General features: G+C 64.9%; 17 protein-coding genes. All 17 read left to right on the top strand.

The window, feature by feature from the left end; all coding sequences use genetic code 11:
• Window positions 1-3: 3 nt before the first annotated feature.
• The 17 genes from BLO97_RS07735 (at window position 4) to BLO97_RS07655 (ending at window position 16,368) form a co-directional block, all read left to right on the top strand.
• Window positions 4-258 (top strand): acyl carrier protein, encoded by a 255-nt coding sequence (locus tag BLO97_RS07735; protein WP_003197040.1) that lies wholly within the window; start codon window positions 4-6, stop codon window positions 256-258.
• Window positions 255-800, top strand: coding sequence for a COG4648 family protein (locus BLO97_RS07730; RefSeq protein WP_092146734.1), 546 nt, complete (start codon window positions 255-257; stop codon window positions 798-800). The genes BLO97_RS07735 and BLO97_RS07730 overlap by 4 nt, the downstream gene beginning before the upstream one ends.
• Window positions 797-2,476, top strand: coding sequence for an acyl-CoA synthetase family protein (locus BLO97_RS07725; protein ID WP_092345475.1), 1,680 nt, complete (start codon window positions 797-799; stop codon window positions 2,474-2,476). The genes BLO97_RS07730 and BLO97_RS07725 overlap by 4 nt, the downstream gene beginning before the upstream one ends.
• 146 nt (window positions 2,477-2,622) lie before the next feature.
• Window positions 2,623-3,357, top strand: coding sequence for a glycosyltransferase family 2 protein (locus tag BLO97_RS07720; RefSeq protein WP_063323267.1), 735 nt, complete (start codon window positions 2,623-2,625; stop codon window positions 3,355-3,357).
• Complete coding sequence (locus BLO97_RS07715; RefSeq protein ID WP_092146738.1) at window positions 3,354-4,298, top strand: LpxL/LpxP family acyltransferase; 945 nt, start codon at window positions 3,354-3,356, stop codon at window positions 4,296-4,298. The genes BLO97_RS07720 and BLO97_RS07715 overlap by 4 nt, the downstream gene beginning before the upstream one ends.
• On the top strand, window positions 4,279-5,823 hold the full coding sequence (gene hutH, locus BLO97_RS07710; RefSeq protein WP_063323269.1) for an HAL/PAL/TAL family ammonia-lyase: 1,545 nt from the start codon (window positions 4,279-4,281) through the stop codon (window positions 5,821-5,823). Before BLO97_RS07715 ends, hutH begins: the two co-directional genes overlap by 20 nt.
• The gene (locus BLO97_RS07705; RefSeq protein ID WP_063323270.1) at window positions 5,816-6,241 is read left to right on the top strand and encodes an acyl-CoA thioesterase; all 426 of its coding nucleotides are present in this window, start codon (window positions 5,816-5,818) and stop codon (window positions 6,239-6,241) included. Before hutH ends, BLO97_RS07705 begins: the two co-directional genes overlap by 8 nt.
• Window positions 6,238-6,831 carry an outer membrane lipoprotein carrier protein LolA gene (locus BLO97_RS07700; protein WP_063323271.1) on the top strand — a complete coding sequence of 198 codons (594 nt, stop codon included), beginning with the start codon at window positions 6,238-6,240 and terminating at the stop codon, window positions 6,829-6,831. Before BLO97_RS07705 ends, BLO97_RS07700 begins: the two co-directional genes overlap by 4 nt.
• A complete protein-coding gene (locus tag BLO97_RS07695) occupies window positions 6,815-9,154 on the top strand; it encodes an MMPL family transporter (RefSeq protein ID WP_092345473.1) in 2,340 nt (779 codons plus the stop codon). Before BLO97_RS07700 ends, BLO97_RS07695 begins: the two co-directional genes overlap by 17 nt.
• Window positions 9,151-10,308 carry a sodium:proton antiporter gene (locus BLO97_RS07690; protein WP_092345471.1) on the top strand — a complete coding sequence of 386 codons (1,158 nt, stop codon included), beginning with the start codon at window positions 9,151-9,153 and terminating at the stop codon, window positions 10,306-10,308. Before BLO97_RS07695 ends, BLO97_RS07690 begins: the two co-directional genes overlap by 4 nt.
• Window positions 10,295-11,542 carry an NAD(P)/FAD-dependent oxidoreductase gene (locus BLO97_RS07685; protein WP_072339979.1) on the top strand — a complete coding sequence of 416 codons (1,248 nt, stop codon included), beginning with the start codon at window positions 10,295-10,297 and terminating at the stop codon, window positions 11,540-11,542. Before BLO97_RS07690 ends, BLO97_RS07685 begins: the two co-directional genes overlap by 14 nt.
• Before the next feature lie 10 nt (window positions 11,543-11,552).
• Entirely contained in the window at window positions 11,553-12,281 is a 729-nt protein-coding gene (locus tag BLO97_RS07680; RefSeq protein ID WP_092345469.1) for a class I SAM-dependent methyltransferase, read from the top strand.
• Window positions 12,278-12,760, top strand: coding sequence for a DUF3261 domain-containing protein (locus BLO97_RS07675; protein ID WP_063323276.1), 483 nt, complete (start codon window positions 12,278-12,280; stop codon window positions 12,758-12,760). Before BLO97_RS07680 ends, BLO97_RS07675 begins: the two co-directional genes overlap by 4 nt.
• Window positions 12,757-13,953 (top strand): beta-ketoacyl-[acyl-carrier-protein] synthase family protein, encoded by a 1,197-nt coding sequence (locus BLO97_RS07670; RefSeq protein ID WP_092345467.1) that lies wholly within the window; start codon window positions 12,757-12,759, stop codon window positions 13,951-13,953. Before BLO97_RS07675 ends, BLO97_RS07670 begins: the two co-directional genes overlap by 4 nt.
• Window positions 13,950-14,417, top strand: coding sequence for a hotdog family protein (locus BLO97_RS07665; RefSeq protein WP_092345465.1), 468 nt, complete (start codon window positions 13,950-13,952; stop codon window positions 14,415-14,417). The genes BLO97_RS07670 and BLO97_RS07665 overlap by 4 nt, the downstream gene beginning before the upstream one ends.
• Window positions 14,414-15,142, top strand: a complete 729-nt coding sequence (gene fabG, locus BLO97_RS07660; RefSeq protein WP_003197011.1) for a 3-oxoacyl-ACP reductase FabG — start codon at window positions 14,414-14,416, stop codon at window positions 15,140-15,142. Before BLO97_RS07665 ends, fabG begins: the two co-directional genes overlap by 4 nt.
• Complete coding sequence (locus tag BLO97_RS07655; protein ID WP_072339967.1) at window positions 15,142-16,368, top strand: beta-ketoacyl-ACP synthase; 1,227 nt, start codon at window positions 15,142-15,144, stop codon at window positions 16,366-16,368. The genes fabG and BLO97_RS07655 overlap by 1 nt, the downstream gene beginning before the upstream one ends.
• Window positions 16,369-16,393: the final 25 nt, after the last annotated feature.

Here is a 16,393-nt window from a genome sequence, read left to right as displayed (position 1 = left end):
ACCATGCAAACTCGTGACGATATTTTCCACACCCTGCGCGATGCTCTGGTCGAGCTTTTCGAGCTGGACCCTGAGCGTGTGACGCTGGAATCGAACCTGTACCAGGACCTGGAAATCGACAGCATCGATGCGGTCGACCTGATCGACCATATCAAGCGTCAGACCGGCAAGAAAATCGCCGCCGAAGAATTCAAGTCGGTGCGCACCGTCAATGACGTGGTCGAGGCGGTCTATCGACTGGTCCAACCGGCCGCATGACCCGGCTGATTGGCCTTGGCCTGCTGCTGGTGGGCCTGTTGTACCCCTTTGCGGTGTATTTCGGCATGGAGCACTTTGCCCCGTGGCAGTTCGGACTGCTGCTGGGCAGCCTGTGGCTGGCCCGGGCGTTGCTTGGCACAGGCGGGGCCGGCAGCCGCTGGATGGCGGCCACGGCAATCGTGTTTTGCATATTGCTCGCGCTGTTCGACAGCCCGCTCCTGCTGCGCTGGTACCCGGTGCTGATCAGCGCGTTCATGCTCGGGCTGTTCGTGCTGAGCCTGAAATACGGCCCGCCAATGATCGAACGCCTGGCCCGCCTGCGCGAACCGCAGTTGCCGGCCAAGGCGGTGGTGTATACGCGCCAGGTCACGGTGGCCTGGAGTGTGTTTTTCCTGTGTAACGGTTTGCTCGCCGCCGCCCTCACCCTCTGGGCGCCGCTGAGCTGGTGGATGTTGTACACCGGCCTGATTTCCTACGGATTGATGGGGCTGCTGTTTGCCATTGAATGGCTCATACGACAACGGGTAAGAGGCCGCCCATGAATTGGATAACACTTGAGCAGATGCTGCTCAAGACTCAGCCGGAACGCACCGTTGCGGTCGATCCGGCGCTGAATCACTCGCAACTGCGGGACGCGGCGTTGCGCCTGGCGGCCGGCCTGCAAGCTCGCGGGGCGCGGCATGTGGCGGTGCACCTGGAAGATGCCGCCGACCTGGCCGTCGCCCTGCTTGGTGCCTGGCGCGCTGGGGTCCGGGTCCTGCTGCCCGCCGACCTGCAAGCGCAGACACGTCAGCGTTGGGCGGCGGACGTGGATCTGTGGCTGACCGACCAGCCCGGCGATACACATCCCGGCGACCTGCAACAAGCGCCGATGGACGCCGCCGAACTGGACCTCGATCACTGCTGGCTGAGCCTGTGCACCTCCGGCTCCAGCGGCGAGCCCAAGCGCATCGAGAAAACCCTGCGCCAGTTAAGCAACGAGGTCCAGGCCCTGGAACACCTGTGGGGCGCCGACCTGGGCCCGGCCTGCATGATCGGCAGCGTTGCTACCCAGCACATCTACGGGTTGCTGTTCCGGGTGCTGTGGCCGCTGTGCGCCGGGCGTGCGTTCGTGCGTCGGCAACTGGCCTTCCCGGAAGACCTGCAACGTGCCAGCCGTGAGCAACTGGCCTTCGCCTGGGTCGCCAGCCCGGCGCTGCTCAAGCGCATGGGCGATAACCTCGATTGGCCAGCCCTGAGCAGCGTGCGCCGGGTGTTCTCCTCTGGCGGCGCCTTGCCCCCCGAGGCAGCGCAAAGCTTGCAACAGCGCCTGGGGCAATGGCCCACGGAAATTTTCGGCAGCTCGGAAACAGGCGGCATTGCCTGGCGCCAGGGTGGCGGATTGTGGCAGCCCTTTGCCGGCGTCGAGTTGAGCCAGGACAGCGACGGCGCCTTGCTGATCGCGTCGCCCTATCTGCCGGCCGGGCATGTGGAACACACCGCCGACGCGGCGCGGATCGCCGCAGACGGCCGTTTCGAGCTACTCGGGCGACTGGACCGTATCGTCAAGCTCGAAGAGAAGCGCATCTCCCTGCCCATGCTGGAACACGCGTTGGTGACCCACGACTGGGTCAGCGAAGCGCGACTGGGCGTGGTGCAGGAGAATCGCGCCTCCCTTGGCGCGCTGCTGGTGTTGAGCGATGCCGGCCTGGGCGCCTTGCGCAACCAGGGTCGGCGCGCCGTGACCGAGGGCCTGCGCCGGCACCTGAGCGAACATTGCGAAACCCTCGCCCTGCCACGGCGCTGGCGCTGGCTGCGGCAGTTGCCGCTCAACGCCCAGGGCAAGCTGCCCCAGGCCGAGGTCGAGGCGCTGCTGATGGCGCCACGCCCCAAGGCCCCCGACGTGTTGGCGCAAGTCGAAACCGATGGTGAGTGGAGCCTGCAACTGGTCGTGCCGCCCGATCTGGCGTACTTCAGCGGCCACTTCCCCACCGCGCCGGTACTGCCGGGCGTGGTGCAGGTCGATTGGGCCTTGAGCCTGGGGCGCCAACTGCTGGACCTGCCGCCTCGGTTCGTCGGCATGGAAGTGCTGAAATTCCAGCAACTGGTGCGCCCCGGCGATGACATCCAATTGCACCTGCGCTTCGACCGCGAGCGCGGCAAGCTGTACTTCGCCTACCGCAATGACACGGCGGCCTGCTCCAGTGGGCGGATTGTATTGGGGGAAAACAATGCCTAGGCATCTGCACAGATCACTGTGGCGAGGGAGCTTGCTCCCGCTGGGCTGCGAAGCAGCCCCTGGTGCTACAAGAGCGAGTGCTTCGCACTCGAGCGGGAGCAAGCTCCCTCGCCACAAAGTGCACCTTAGCCACCGAGACATGCCGCATGCATAACCCCTGCGCCGTCATCCCGGTCTACAACCACGAAACCGCCATCTCGGCGGTGGTCCAGGCGTTGCTCGCCAACGGACTGCCCTGCGTGCTGGTGGATGACGCCAGCAGCCCGGCGTGTGCCGCCGTGCTCGACCGGCTGGCAGAGGGCGAGCGGGTTCATCTGGTCAGGCTAGCCGTCAACGAGGGCAAGGGCGGCGCGGTGATGACTGGCCTGCGCGAGGCTTCGCGCCTGGGTTTCAGCCACGCCTTGCAGGTGGACGCCGACGGGCAGCACGACCTTGGCGACGTGAAAGCCTTCATCGAACAATCCCGTGCCCACCCGGACGCGGTGATCTGTGGTTATCCGCGCTACGACGCCAGTGTGCCGAAAGGTCGCCTGTACGCGCGCTACCTGACCCACGTGATGGTCTGGATCAACAGCCTGTCCTTGCAAATCCGCGATTCCATGTGCGGCTTTCGGGTCTATCCCCTGACACCGACCCTGGCGCTGATCGACTCGGCCAATATCGGCAAGCGCATGGATTTCGATTCGGACATCCTCGTGCGCCTGGCCTGGCGCAATCAGCCGATGCGCTGGCTGCACACGCGGGTCCATTACCCCCAGGACGGGGTCTCGCACTTTCGCCTGTTCCACGACAACGTGCTGATTTCCAGCATGCACACCCGGTTGTTCTTCGGCATGCTCGTGCGCTTTCCCCTGATTCTCTGGCGACGGTGGCGAGCATGAGCCTTCAGCAAGACAAGCAACATTGGGCCGACCGCCAGGAGCGCGGCAGTTTCTGGCTGATGAAACTCACCGCAGTCGCTGCCAAAGTACTAGGCCGGCGCTTGCTGACTCCGGTGCTGTACGGCATCGTCCTGTACTTCTTCATTTTCGGCCGCAGCGCGCGCCAGGCGGCCTGGCAATATCAGCAGCGCCTGGCCGACTGGAGCGCACGTCCCGAGCTGCACCCGAGCCACTGGCGGGTGTTCGGCCAGTTCATGGCGTTTGCCGACTCCCTGCTGGACAAGCTCGACGTCTGGAACGGCAAGCTGAGCATCGACCAGATCGAAATCGTCGATAAGGCACTGCTGCGCAATCACTTGCGAGACACCCGCGGGCAAATGCTGGTGGGCGCTCACCTGGGCAACCTGGAAATGTGCCGGGCCCTGGCCGAGCTGGGCGAGAAAGTCACCATGAACGTGCTGGTGCACACCAAGCACGCCGAGCAGTTCAACCGCTTGCTGGGCGAAGCCGGTGCCACGCACCTGCGGCTGATCCAGGTCAGCGAGCTGGACCCGGTGATCATGTTGCAGTTGAGCGAACGCCTGGAGCGCGGCGAGTGGCTGGCAATTGCCGGCGACCGCGTACCGCTGCACGGCGGGCGCAGCGTGACCGTGGACTTCATGGGTCAGCCGGCCGCTTTTCCCCAGGGCCCCTGGTTGCTGGCCGGCCTGCTGAAATGCCCGGTCAACCTGCTGATGTGCCTCAAGCACGAGGGGCGCTATCGCGTCACCCTCGAACCCTTCGCCGATGCCGTGGTGTGGAAACGCAACGACCGCGAGCAAGTGATTGCCCACTGGGCTGGCCGCTACGCCGAGCGCCTGGCGCAATACTGCCTCCAGGCCCCCCAACAGTGGTTCAACTTTTACCCTTTCTGGAAGACCGATGACGATGCCCACTCTTGAGCCGGTAACCTTCGGCGAACGCCCTTTGCGCATCGAAGATGTGCTGGCCCTGGCCAACCGTCAGGCACCGACGCAGTTGCAGGATGACCCGGCGTTCCGCCAGCGCATCGCCAAGGGTGCGCAATTCCTCGATTCCTTGCTGGACAAGGAAGGCGTTATCTACGGCGTGACCACCGGTTACGGCGACTCCTGCGTGGTGGCCGTGCCGTTGCACCACGTCGAGGCCCTGCCGCGTCACCTGTATACGTTCCACGGCTGCGGCCTGGGCAAGCTGCTCGACGCCCAGGCCACCCGTGCGGTGCTGGCGGCGCGTCTGCAGTCGCTGTGCCACGGCGTGTCCGGGGTGCGGGTGGAACTGCTGGAACGCCTGCAGGCCTTTCTTGAACACGACATCCTGCCGTTGATTCCGGAAGAAGGCTCGGTGGGCGCCAGTGGCGACCTGACGCCGCTGTCCTACGTCGCCGCCACGCTGTCCGGCGAACGGGAAGTGATGTTCCGTGGCGAACGGCGATTGGCCGCCGATGTGCACCGCGAATTGGGCTGGACCCCGCTGGTGCTGCGGCCCAAGGAAGCCCTGGCGCTGATGAACGGCACCGCCGTGATGACCGGCCTGGCCTGCCTGGCCTTCGCCCGGGCCGATTACCTGTTGCAACTGGCAACCCGCATCACTGCGTTGAACGTCGTCGCCCTGCAGGGCAACCCGGAACATTTCGACGAGCGCCTGTTCGCCGCCAAGCCGCACCCGGGACAGATGCAAGTCGCCGCGTGGCTGCGCAAGGACCTGGCCATCGACGCGCCGACCGCGCCGTTGCACCGCCTCCAGGATCGCTACTCCCTGCGCTGCGCGCCCCACGTGCTTGGGGTATTGGCCGACAGCCTGGGCTGGCTGCGCGCGTTCATCGAAACCGAACTCAACAGTGCCAACGACAACCCGATCATCGACGCCGAAGCCGAGCGCGTACTGCACGGCGGGCATTTCTACGGCGGGCATATCGCCTTCGCCATGGATAGCCTGAAGAACCTGGTGGCCAACGTCGCCGACTTGCTGGATCGCCAGCTCGCGCTGCTAGTGGACGAGCGTTACAACCATGGCCTGCCGAGCAACCTGTCCGGCGCCAGCGCCGACCGAGCGATGCTCAACCATGGCTTCAAGGCCGTGCAGATCGGCACCAGCGCCTGGACCGCCGAAGCCCTGAAAAACACCATGCCGGCCAGCGTGTTCTCGCGCTCCACCGAGTGCCACAACCAGGACAAGGTGAGCATGGGCACCATCGCCGCCCGGGACGCCATCCGCGTACTGGAGCTGACCGAACAAGTCGCCGCCGCGACCTTGCTGGCCGCCAACCAGGGCGTATGGCTGCGCAGCCGCGCCGAAGACGCCCGCCCACTGCCGCCGGCCCTGGCCGCCATGCACGAGCAACTGGCCGAGGATTTCGCCCCGGTCATCGAAGACCGCGCCCTGGAAGGCGAACTGCGCCTGTGCTTGCAACGCATCGCCGAGCAACACTGGAGGCTGCATGCGTAGCCAAGGTGTTTTGCACGTCGATACACACATCGTGGTGCCGTTCTTCGATGTCGATTCGATGAACGTGGTCTGGCACGGCCACTACATCAAATATCTGGAAGTGGCCCGCTGCGCCTTGCTCGACCTGATCGGCCACAACTACAACGACATGCTCGAATCCGGCCACGCATGGCCGATCATCGACCTGCAACTGCGCTACGTGCGCAGCGCCGTGTTCGGCCAGGCCCTGACCGTGCGTGCCAGTCTGGTGGAGTGGGAAAACCGGCTGAAGATCAATTACCTGATCAGCGACGCAACCACGGGCGAGCGCTTGACCCGTGCCAGTTCGGTGCAAGTGGCCGTGGACCTCGCCAGTCGCGAAATGCTGCTGGCCTCGCCCCGGGTCTTTGTCGAAGCCGTGGAAAGGAAACTGCCATGAAGCGCCTGTCAGTCTGGCTGTTGCTGTGCTGCCTGGCCCCCCTGGCCCAGGCGTTCGACTTGCAACAGTTGAGCGACCAACTGGCCCGCCCGGAAGTGATCCACGGGCAGTTTATCCAGGAAAAACACCTGCGCGCCCTGCCCCAGCCCCTCACCAGCAAGGGACGCTTCGTGCTGGCGAAAAACCACGGACTGCTGTGGCTGCTGCAAACCCCGCTGCAACAGGACTACCGCATCACCGCCCAGGGCATCGCCCGGCGGGATGGCAACGCCTGGCAGATGCTGCCGAACAAGAGCGCCGGCGCCGAGCAGAACCGCTTGTTCCTGGCGGTATTGCAGGGAGACAGCACAGGCCTGCAACGGGATTTCGAACTGAGCCTGTCGGGCGAGCCGCAACAATGGAAGCTCACCCTGACCCCGCGCTCGGTGCTGCTCAAGCAGGTTTTCAACCAGATCAACATCGACGGCGGCGAACTGGTGCAGCGCATCGAACTGCTGGAAACCCAAGGCGACAGTACCGTGCTGCGCATGCAGGACAGCAACAGCGCACAACCCTTGAGCGAAGCGGAGCAACATGATTTTGCCGAGTGAACGGATGCTGCCCCGGCTGTTCCTGATCCTGCTGCTGGCGGTGCTGGCGCTCGCCGGTTGGCAATGGCGCAACGGCGCGCCGTTGTCGGCCAATCTCATGGAGCTGGTGCCGGGCACGTCGCCCGATGCCCTGGAACTGATCGCCGAACAACGCATGCAGGAGCCGCTCAATCGCGAGATGCTGGTACTGGTCGGCCACACCGATCGCCAGCAGGCCATCGCCCTGGCGCAAACCCTCGGCGAGCAATGGCAGGCCAGCGGTCTGTTCGACAAGGTGCAGTGGACGTTGCAGGCCGACTTGCCGGCGCTGCGCACGCAATTGCTCAACGGGCGGCTGGCGATGCTCTCGGCGGCCGACCGGCAGCAATTGATCGAGCAGCCCCAGGCGTTCATCCAACAACGGGTGCAGGCCCTGTTCGACCCGTTCAGCGGCTTCAGCCTGGTGCCGAACCAGGACGACTGGCTGGGCCTGACCGGGCGCATCCAGAACAGCCAGCCACAACGCGGCGCGATCAAATTCGACATCGGCAGCGGTGCGTTGGTCGCCGATGCCGACGGTAAAAGCTGGGTGATGCTGCGGGCCCGCGCCCAGGGCAACGCCTTCGACATGAACCTGCCGCTGCAAGTGGCCGAGCTGCTGCAACGCAGCCGCGACCAGGCGAGCCAGGCCCAAGGTCAACTGCTGGCGGCGAGCGGCCTGCTGTACGCCGCCAGCGGTCAGCAACAGGCGTCGCGGGAAATCACCTGGGTCGGCGGTGGCGCGACCGTCGGCATCTTGCTGTTGCTGTTGCTGGCCTTCCGGCGCCTGCGAGTGTGGCTGGCGTTCGTGCCGGTGCTGGTGGGCGTGCTGTTCGGCGCGGTGGCCTGCGTGGCCTTGTTTGGCCGCATGCATGTCATGACCCTGGTCCTGGGTTCCAGCCTGATTGGCGTGGCCGTGGATTACCCGCTGCACTACCTGTCCAAGAGCTGGAGCCTGAAGCCATGGCGCAGCTGGCCGGCCTTGCGTCTGACCCTGCCGGGGCTGAGCCTGAGCCTTGTGACTACCTGTATTGGCTACCTGGCCCTGGCCTGGACGCCCTTTCCGGCCCTGACCCAGATCGCGATATTTTCCGCCGCTGGCCTCGTCGGCGCTTACCTGAGCGCCGTCTGCCTGCTACCGGCGCTGCTCAAGGGCGCAGAGTTGCGTCCCGCCCAATGGCCGCTCCAAGTCTGCCAATACCTGCTCAAGGCCCGCGAAGCCCTGCTGAAACGGGTACGCACGCCGGCCCTGCTGATGTTGTTGCTGATGTTCTGCGCGGGTGGGCTCTGGCACCTGACCCCGAAAAACGACATCCGCCAGTGGATCGGCACGCCCCAGCACCTGACCGACGAAGCCCACGACATCGCGCGCATCACCGGTTTCCAGCCCACCAGCCAGTTCTTCCTGATCCGCGCCGACGATCAATCCCAACTGCTGGAGCGCCAGACCGCCCTCAACGAGCGGCTGGATCAGTTGATCGGCCTGGAAAAGCTCCAGGGCTACCTGTCGCTGAACCAACTGGTCAGCCCACCCGCCGAACAACAGAAAGTGCGTGAGGCCCTGGGGCGCTTGCCAGCCGTCTGGCAACCGCTACTGGACCTGGGCGTCCCGGTCGCTGCGCTGCAAGCGGAACTGGCGCAATTACAGGCCCTGCCGGTGACCGACATTGACGCCGCACTGGCAGGTCCGCTGGCCGAGCCGTATCGCACACTCTGGCTCGGACCAACAGCGCAAGGCGTCGCGGCGGTGGTCAGCTTGCAAGGTTTGAACGATGCGGCGCTGCTGCGGATACAGGCGGTGGATCTGCCAGGCGTACAACTGGTGGATCGCCTGGGCGACCTGAACCGGGTCTTCGCCGCCACGCAGGTCAGCGCCGCCGAGTTGAAACTGGCCTCTTGCGTGCTGATTGTGCTGGTGCTGATCTGGCCGTTTGGCGTCGGCGGCGCCTTGCGCATCGTGGCACTGCCGCTGCTGGCTGCGCTGTGCAGCCTGGCGAGCCTCGGCTGGCTGGGGCAGCCACTGACCTTGTTCAGCCTGTTCGGCCTGTTGCTGGTGACGGCCATCGGCGTCGACTACGCGATCCTGATGCGCGAACAGATCGGCGGTGCCGCCGTGAGCCTGCTGGGCACGTTCCTGGCGGCGGTCACCACCTGGCTGTCGTTCGGCCTGCTGGCGCTGTCCAGCACACCGGCGGTGAGTAACTTCGGCCTGGCGGTGAGCCTGGGGCTGGCTTTCAGCTTCATGTTGGCGCCCTGGGCCGGACAACAAGCCCACGCGGCGACGGTCGCGGAGCCCGCCCAATGATGACCCTGCTGTTCTGGCTCATGGCCCTGGGGCTGTTCGCAGTTGCCACACGCCTGGGCGCTCGCTTCGGGTTGATCCCGATTGTCAGCCAGTTGTTGCTGGCGACCTTCGGCCTGCCGCTGCTGATGTATTTCTGGATCGAGCCGGGCTGGCAGCTCAGCGGCGCGCAACTGGTGTCGCCGGTGTGGCTGAAGAACCTCTACAGCCTCGCGTTCGCGCTGTTGCTGGGGCATATCCTCAGCGACGTGATCGACCTGCGCCTGGACCGCCAGAGCGTGAAAATCGCCCTGCCAAGCTTCGTCGTTCCGTTCGCCTGCGGTCTGGCGACAGCGTTCTGGTTGCTGCCGCCCCAGCCCTGGATCAGCTCCCTGGCGGTGGGACTGCTGTTTGCGATCACAGCGATTCCTGTGCTGTATCTGTATCTGCGTCACATCGATTACCCACCCGCCGCCACTCGGCGACTGGTGCAAACGGCGATCCTGATCGACCTGGCCTGCTGGAGCCTGTTCGGCCTGGCCCAGGGCAGTCTCCACCTGGGCAGCCTGCTGTTGCCGATGGCCGGCGCCTGCGTGCCGCTGCTGTTGCGCCTGGTTGGCCTGCGCCAGCCGTTGCTGTACAGCGGCGTGTTTTTTGCCCTGCTGGTGGTGGCCGAACACTACCGGCTCAATGCACTGATCGTCGGCATCGGCTATCTGCTGTGCATGGCCGCGCTCAAAGTGCCCTTGAGGCTGGCGCTCAATATCGCCTGGATGCAGGGTTTGCAGACGTACCTGGCGATCCCGCTGATTCTCACGTTCGGCATTGTGCAGATCGACGTCCACAGCGCCATGAGCAGCCTCGACTGGGTGCAATTGACGGCGTTGCTGCTGTTGCCCATTGCCAGCAAACTACTGGGCAACTGGCTGGGCCTGGGTTGGGCCGCCGCGTCATTCGCCGGCGCCAGTCGCTGGCGCGAAAGTATCCTGCTGAACATTCGCGGCTTGAGTGAAATCGTGTTCCTCAATCTGCTCTTGCAACAACAGCTCATCAGCCCCGCGTTGTATTTCACGCTGATGCTGATGGGGCTGATCGCCACATTGCTGCCGGCCGTGACCGGTTTGCACCGTATTCCCTCGATTGCCGTCCCGGCCAGGAGCTCCAGTGCCAACAGTTGAAATGGAACGTCGACAGGTCGTCATCATTGGCGCAGGCCCTTCCGGCGCCATCGCCGCCGCGCTGCTCAAGCGCAAGGGCCATGAGGTGCTGGTCATCGAGCGCCAGCATTTCCCCCGGTTCTCCATCGGTGAGAGCCTGTTGTCCCATTGCCTGGATTTCGTCGAAGAAGCCGGCATGCTCGACGCGGTGAATGCCGCCGGGTTCCAGCGCAAGAACGGCGCCGCGTTTGCCTGGGGCGAGCGCTACAGCGCCTTCGATTTCGGCGATACCTTCAGCAACGGCAAGCCCACGACCTTCCAGGTGCAACGCGCCGACTTCGACAAGTTGCTGGCCGACCAGGCCGCCCTGCAAGGCGTGGAGATCCGCTACGGCCAAGCGATCACCAGCGCCGACTTCAGCCTCGCCAAACCACAACTGGGCGTGCAGCGCGAAGATGGCAGCGAGTACTGTGTCGAGGCCGACTTCGTGCTCGATGCCAGCGGCTATGGCCGAGTCCTGCCGCGCCTGCTGGACCTCGAAGCCCCGTCGAATTTCCCGCTGCGCCAAGCAGTGTTCACCCACATCGAGGATCGCATCGACGCCCCGGCGTTCGATCGAGAAAAGATTCTGATCACCACCCACCCGAGCAAACGCGACGTGTGGTTCTGGACCATTCCGTTCAGCGGCGGGCGCTGCTCGGTGGGCGTGGTCGCGGCGGCGGAACATTTCGCCGGCCGCACCGACGATCTCGATGCCTGCCTGCGCGGTTTCATCGACGAAACCCCAAGCCTGGCCGGCGTGCTGCAGAACGCCGTGTGGGACACCCCGGCGCGGACCATCGGCGGCTACTCGGCCAACGTCAAGACCCTGCACGGCCCAGGCTTCGCCCTGCTGGGCAACGCCGCGGAATTCCTCGACCCGGTGTTCTCCTCCGGCGTGACCATTGCCATGCGTTCGGCGAGCATGGCCGCCGACGTGCTCCACCGTCAGTTGCAAGGTGAAAGCGTGGATTGGCAAAGCGAGTTCGCCGAGCCGCTCAAGCGCGGCGTCGACACCTTCCGCTGCTATGTCGAGGGCTGGTACGCCGGCACCTTCCAGGACGTGATTTTCTACACCGAAGGCTCGGACGACATCCGCCGCATGATCAGCTCGATCCTGGCCGGCTACGCTTGGGATCAGCGTAACCCGTTCGTCAGCGAACCCAAGCGGCGCCTGCGCATGCTCTCGGAAATCTGCGCGAGCCCGGCGCCATGAGTCAGCAACCATGAGCTACTTGAGCGACAACTACGTCGAAGAAACCCGCTTCGGTTTCTGGTTCCTGCGCAGCCACACCTGGCAGCACCATGTGTTGCGCGTGGCGATCAACGACCTGCGCAGCCTGTTCAGCACCCCGCTGCCGAGCAACCCGGTGCTGCTGGACGCCGGCTGCGGCCAGGGCAAATCATTCCAGTACCTGCGCCAGGTGTTCGCGCCACACCGCCTGATCGGCGTGGATGCCGACCCCCACAGCCTGGACCTGAGCCGGGAGGAGGCCGCGCGCCAGGGCATGACCGTGGAGCTGATCGGCAGCGACTGCGCGACATTGGCAGTGCCGGATGCCAGCGTCGACCTGCTGTTCTGCCACCAGACCTTCCATCACCTGGTGGAGCAGGAAAAAGCCCTCGCCGAGTTCTACCGCGTACTCAAGCCTGGTGGCTACCTGATGTTCGCCGAATCCACCGAGGCCTACATCGATACCTGGGTGATCCGCTGGCTGTTCCGCCATCCCATGCACGTGCAGAAAAGTGCCACGCAGTACCTGGAGATGATCCGTGGGCAGGGTTTCCAGTTCGAAGCCCGCAACGTGTCCTATCCGTACCTGTGGTGGAGCCGCGCCAAGGACTTCGGCTTGCTGGAGCGTTTTGGCCTGCGCCGGGCCAAACCGTTCGGCGAGCGAGAGGAAACCCTGGTCAATGTGGTGGCGCGCAAGCCCGTCGAAGGGGCCATTGGATGATTCGAGCCCTGCTTATCGGCTGCCTGTTGCTGCTCAGTGCCTGCGCCAGCCATGCGCCGCTGCCCGAGCGCACGCCAACCCTGGCCTTGCCGATGCAACTGCACATCGAGCGGACCCTGGTCGGCCAACGCCAGGACTGGTTGCTGGTGATCCAGCGCGAAGACACCGGCATCCGTTGGTCGATGATGGACCCGCTGGGCATTCCCGTGGCCCGCCAGCGCCTGGTCGCAGGTCAGTGGCAGGCCGACGGTCTGCTGCCGCCCAATGCCGAGGCCCGGGAGTTGTTCGCCGCGCTGTTGTTCGCCCTGACCCCCGAAGCCGAACTGCCCGACAACTACCCGGCCGCCCGGCAACAGGCGTCGCAACGGACCCTCGATAGTCGCTGGCAGGTGCGCTACACGCAGCCGCTGGATTTTGAGATGAGCCTGCCCCAAGGCCCCCGCTACCGCATCACACCGTTGACCGAGAACGCCCCATGACCGCCTATTTGAATGCCCTCGGGGTGATCTGTGCCCTGGGCCGCGACAAGCCCAGCGTCGCGCGCAACCTGTTTGCCGGCGACTGCTCGGGCGTGCGTATCAAGGACGGCTGGGTCGCCGAACGTGCGTTGCCGGTTGCCGCGGTGCCGGGTGAACTCGCCCCCATCCCCCCAACCCTGTTGGCGCACCGCAGCCGCAACAATCAATTGCTGTTGGAAGCCGGGCTGCAGATTCGCGCCGAGATCGACCAGGCCATCCAGGCCTACGGTCGCGCCCGCATCGGCATCGTGTTGGGCACCAGCACGTCGGGGATCGACGAGGCCAGCCAGGGCATTGCCCATTACCTGCGCGAGCAACACTTCCCCGACGGCTACGACTACCAGCAACAGGAACTTAGCGCGCCGGCCAACTTTCTTTCCGACTGGCTCGGCCTGAGCGGCCCGTCCTACGTGATTTCCACGGCCTGCACCTCCAGCGCCCGCGCCTTGATGAGCGCCCGGCGCCTGCTGGACCTGGGCCTGTGCGATGCCGTGCTGTGCGGTGGCGTGGACAGCCTGTGCAAACTGACCCTCAACGGTTTTTCGGCCCTGGAAGCGGTGTCGAACGAACGCTGCAATCCGTTTTCGGTGAACCGCAGCGGCATCAACATTGGCGAAGCAGCCGTGCTGTTTCTCATGAGCAAGACGCCAGGCGACGGGACACCGATTGCCTTGCTCGGCGACGGCGCCAGTTCCGACGCCCACCATATTTCCGCACCTGAACCCAGTGGTCGCGGCGCCCGCCAGGCCATGGAAAAAGCCCTGCGTTGCGCCGGCCTCGAGGCCAGCCAGATCGACTACCTGAACCTGCATGGCACCGCCACGCAGCACAATGACGCCATGGAAAGCCAGGCGGTGGCCGGGCTGTTTCCGGCGGGCGTGCCCTGCTCGTCCACCAAGCCCATGACCGGCCATACCCTCGGCGCGGCCGGGGCGCTGGAAGCGGCGTTCTGCTGGTTGGCCCTGAGCTCGGAGAATACCGTCCTGGCCCTGCCGCCGCATGTCTGGGACGGCCAGGCCGATCCGGCCCTGCCGGCGCTGAACTGGGTCACCGCCGGCACCCACCTGAGACCGGCCACCCCGCGCCGCCTGATGAGCAATTCATTTGCATTCGGTGGCAACAACGTCAGCCTGATTATCGGAGACGCCCCATGATTGACTGGCCGCTCGCCGAACTGCTGCCCCATGCCGGCGACATGATCCTCATCGACCGGATCCTGTCGTTCGATGACGAACAGATCCATACCCACGCCACCGTCAAGCCCGGCGGTTTGTTCAGCCGCGACGATGGCACGCTGCCGGCCTGGGTCGGCATCGAGCTGATGGCGCAAAGCGTCGCGGCCTTTGCCGGTTGTCATGCACGCCAACGCGGCGATGCCGTGGAGTTGGGCTTTTTGCTCGGCACCCGCAAGTTCGAATGCAATGTCGAGTGTTTTCCCGTCGGCGTCGAGCTGACCATCCACGGCGTGCGCTCCCTGGAAGACGACAACGGCATGGGCGTGTTCGAATGCCACATCCACGCCCCCGGCATCCATGCCACGGCCCGGCTCAACGTATTCCGTCCGCCCCAGGCCGCCCATTACCTTCATGAACCGTCCGCAACAGGAAACCCGTCATGACTGAATCCGTACTGGTCACCGGCTCCAGCCGTGGCATCGGCCGCGCCATCGCCCTGCGCCTGGCCCAGGCCGGGCACGACATCGTGCTGCACTGCCGTAGCGGCCGCGCCGAGGCCGAGACAGTCCAGGCGCAAATCCAGGCCCTGGGCCGCAACGCCCGGGTGCTGCAATTCGACGTGGCCGACCGTGCCGCGTGCAAGGCCATTCTCGAAGCCGACGTCGAAACCCACGGTGCCTATTACGGCGTGGTGCTCAATGCCGGCCTGACCCGCGATGGCGCTTTCCCGGCCCTTAGCGAAGACGACTGGGATGTGGTGATGCGCACTAACCTCGACGGTTTCTATAACGTGCTGCACCCGGTGATGATGCCGATGATCCGTCGTCGCGCCGCCGGAAGGATCGTCTGCATCACTTCGGTTTCCGGGCTGATCGGCAATCGCGGCCAGGTCAACTACAGTGCTTCGAAGGCCGGTTTGATCGGCGCGGCCAAGGCGTTGGCAATCGAGTTGGGCAAGCGCAAGATCACCGTCAATTGCGTCGCGCCCGGGCTGATCGATACCGCCATGCTCGATGAAAACGTCCCGGTGGAGGAACTGATGAAAATGATCCCCGCCCAGCGCATGGGCACCCCGGAAGAAGTGGCGGGTGCGGTAAATTTCCTGATGTCGGCCGAAGCCGGCTACATCACCCGGCAGGTCCTGGCCGTCAATGGAGGCTTGTGCTGATGAAGCGCGTCGTCGTTACCGGCATGGCCGGCATCACCTCCATCGGCAGCGACTGGGACACCATCGCCGCCAACTTCGCCGCCAACCGCAGCGGCATCCGGCGCATGGATGAGTGGGACCGTTTCACCGAACTGAACACCCGCCTGGCCGGTCCCATCGACGACTTCCAGGTCCCGGCCCACTGGACCCGCAAGCAACTGCGCAGCATGGGCCGGGTTTCGCGCCTGGCGGTCGCGTCGGCGGAACAGGCCCTGGCCGACGCCGGCCTGCTGGGCGACGAGTCGATCAAGGACGGGCGCATGGGCGTGTCTTGCGGTTCGTCCACCGGCAGCACCGACGAGATCAAGGCCTTTGGCAACATGCTGCTCAACAGCGTGGCCGAAGGGCTGAACGCCAACTCCTACGTGCGGATGATGCCCCACACCACGGCGGCCAATATCAGCATCTTCTTCGGCCTGACCGGGCGCCTGATCCCCACCTCCAGCGCCTGCACCAGCGGCAGCCATGGCATCGGCTATGCCTACGAGGCCATCAAGTTCGGGCGCCTGCCATTGATGCTCGCCGGTGGCGCCGAAGAGCTGTGCCCGACCGAAGCGATGGTGTTCGATGCGCTCTACGCCACCAGCCTGAAAAACGAAGCACCACAAACCAGCCCGCGCCCCTACGACAAGGACCGCGATGGCCTGGTGATCGGCGAAGGCGCCGGCATGCTGGTGCTCGAAGAACTGGAACATGCCCTGGCGCGCGGTGCGCGGATCCATGCCGAAATTGTCGGCTTTGGCAGCAACGCCGACGGCCAGCATGCCACGCGCCCAGAACTGGTCACCATGCGCCGGGCCATGGAACTGGCCCTGGAAGACGCAGGCCTCAGTCCCTCAGCCATTGGCTACGTCAACGGCCACGGCACCGCCACCGAACAGGGCGACATTGCCGAAACCCTGGCCACCAGCAGCCTGTTTGGCGAACACATGCCCATCAGCTCACAGAAGAGTTTCCTGGGCCACACCCTGGGTGCCTGCGGGGCGCTGGAGTCTTGGTTCAGCATCGAAATGATGAACCGCGACCTCTACGTGCACACCTTCAACCTCGATGAGGTTGATCCCCAATGCGGCAAGCTCGATTACCTGCGTAACGAGTTCAGGTCGATGAGCAACGAATACGTGATGAACAACAATTTCGCCTTTGGTGGGGTCAACACCTCGCTGATTTTCCGCCGCTGGCACTGAATCGGATTCAAAACCCTGTTGCCCC

It is taken from the genome of Pseudomonas sp. NFACC05-1, from assembly GCF_900100135.1.
Classification (GTDB): domain Bacteria; phylum Pseudomonadota; class Gammaproteobacteria; order Pseudomonadales; family Pseudomonadaceae; genus Aquipseudomonas; species Aquipseudomonas fluorescens_Q.
The sequence above is the reverse complement of the archived record's forward strand: the minus strand, read 5'-3'. Positions and strand labels throughout refer to the sequence as shown.

What these genes read in the sequence shown, in the direction of transcription:
- BLO97_RS07735 (WP_003197040.1), top strand. Translation starts at nt 4, where the DNA reads ATGCAAACTCGTGACGATATTTTCCACACCCTGCGCGATGCTCTGGTC.
- BLO97_RS07730 (WP_092146734.1), top strand. Translation starts at nt 255, where the DNA reads ATGACCCGGCTGATTGGCCTTGGCCTGCTGCTGGTGGGCCTGTTGTAC.
- BLO97_RS07725 (WP_092345475.1), top strand. Translation starts at nt 797, where the DNA reads ATGAATTGGATAACACTTGAGCAGATGCTGCTCAAGACTCAGCCGGAA.
- BLO97_RS07720 (WP_063323267.1), top strand. Translation starts at nt 2,623, where the DNA reads ATGCATAACCCCTGCGCCGTCATCCCGGTCTACAACCACGAAACCGCC.
- BLO97_RS07715 (WP_092146738.1), top strand. Translation starts at nt 3,354, where the DNA reads ATGAGCCTTCAGCAAGACAAGCAACATTGGGCCGACCGCCAGGAGCGC.
- hutH (WP_063323269.1), top strand. Translation starts at nt 4,279, where the DNA reads ATGACGATGCCCACTCTTGAGCCGGTAACCTTCGGCGAACGCCCTTTG.
- BLO97_RS07705 (WP_063323270.1), top strand. Translation starts at nt 5,816, where the DNA reads ATGCGTAGCCAAGGTGTTTTGCACGTCGATACACACATCGTGGTGCCG.
- BLO97_RS07700 (WP_063323271.1), top strand. Translation starts at nt 6,238, where the DNA reads ATGAAGCGCCTGTCAGTCTGGCTGTTGCTGTGCTGCCTGGCCCCCCTG.
- BLO97_RS07695 (WP_092345473.1), top strand. Translation starts at nt 6,815, where the DNA reads ATGATTTTGCCGAGTGAACGGATGCTGCCCCGGCTGTTCCTGATCCTG.
- BLO97_RS07690 (WP_092345471.1), top strand. Translation starts at nt 9,151, where the DNA reads ATGATGACCCTGCTGTTCTGGCTCATGGCCCTGGGGCTGTTCGCAGTT.
- BLO97_RS07680 (WP_092345469.1), top strand. Translation starts at nt 11,553, where the DNA reads ATGAGCTACTTGAGCGACAACTACGTCGAAGAAACCCGCTTCGGTTTC.
- BLO97_RS07675 (WP_063323276.1), top strand. Translation starts at nt 12,278, where the DNA reads ATGATTCGAGCCCTGCTTATCGGCTGCCTGTTGCTGCTCAGTGCCTGC.
- BLO97_RS07670 (WP_092345467.1), top strand. Translation starts at nt 12,757, where the DNA reads ATGACCGCCTATTTGAATGCCCTCGGGGTGATCTGTGCCCTGGGCCGC.
- BLO97_RS07665 (WP_092345465.1), top strand. Translation starts at nt 13,950, where the DNA reads ATGATTGACTGGCCGCTCGCCGAACTGCTGCCCCATGCCGGCGACATG.
- fabG (WP_003197011.1), top strand. Translation starts at nt 14,414, where the DNA reads ATGACTGAATCCGTACTGGTCACCGGCTCCAGCCGTGGCATCGGCCGC.
- BLO97_RS07655 (WP_072339967.1), top strand. Translation starts at nt 15,142, where the DNA reads ATGAAGCGCGTCGTCGTTACCGGCATGGCCGGCATCACCTCCATCGGC.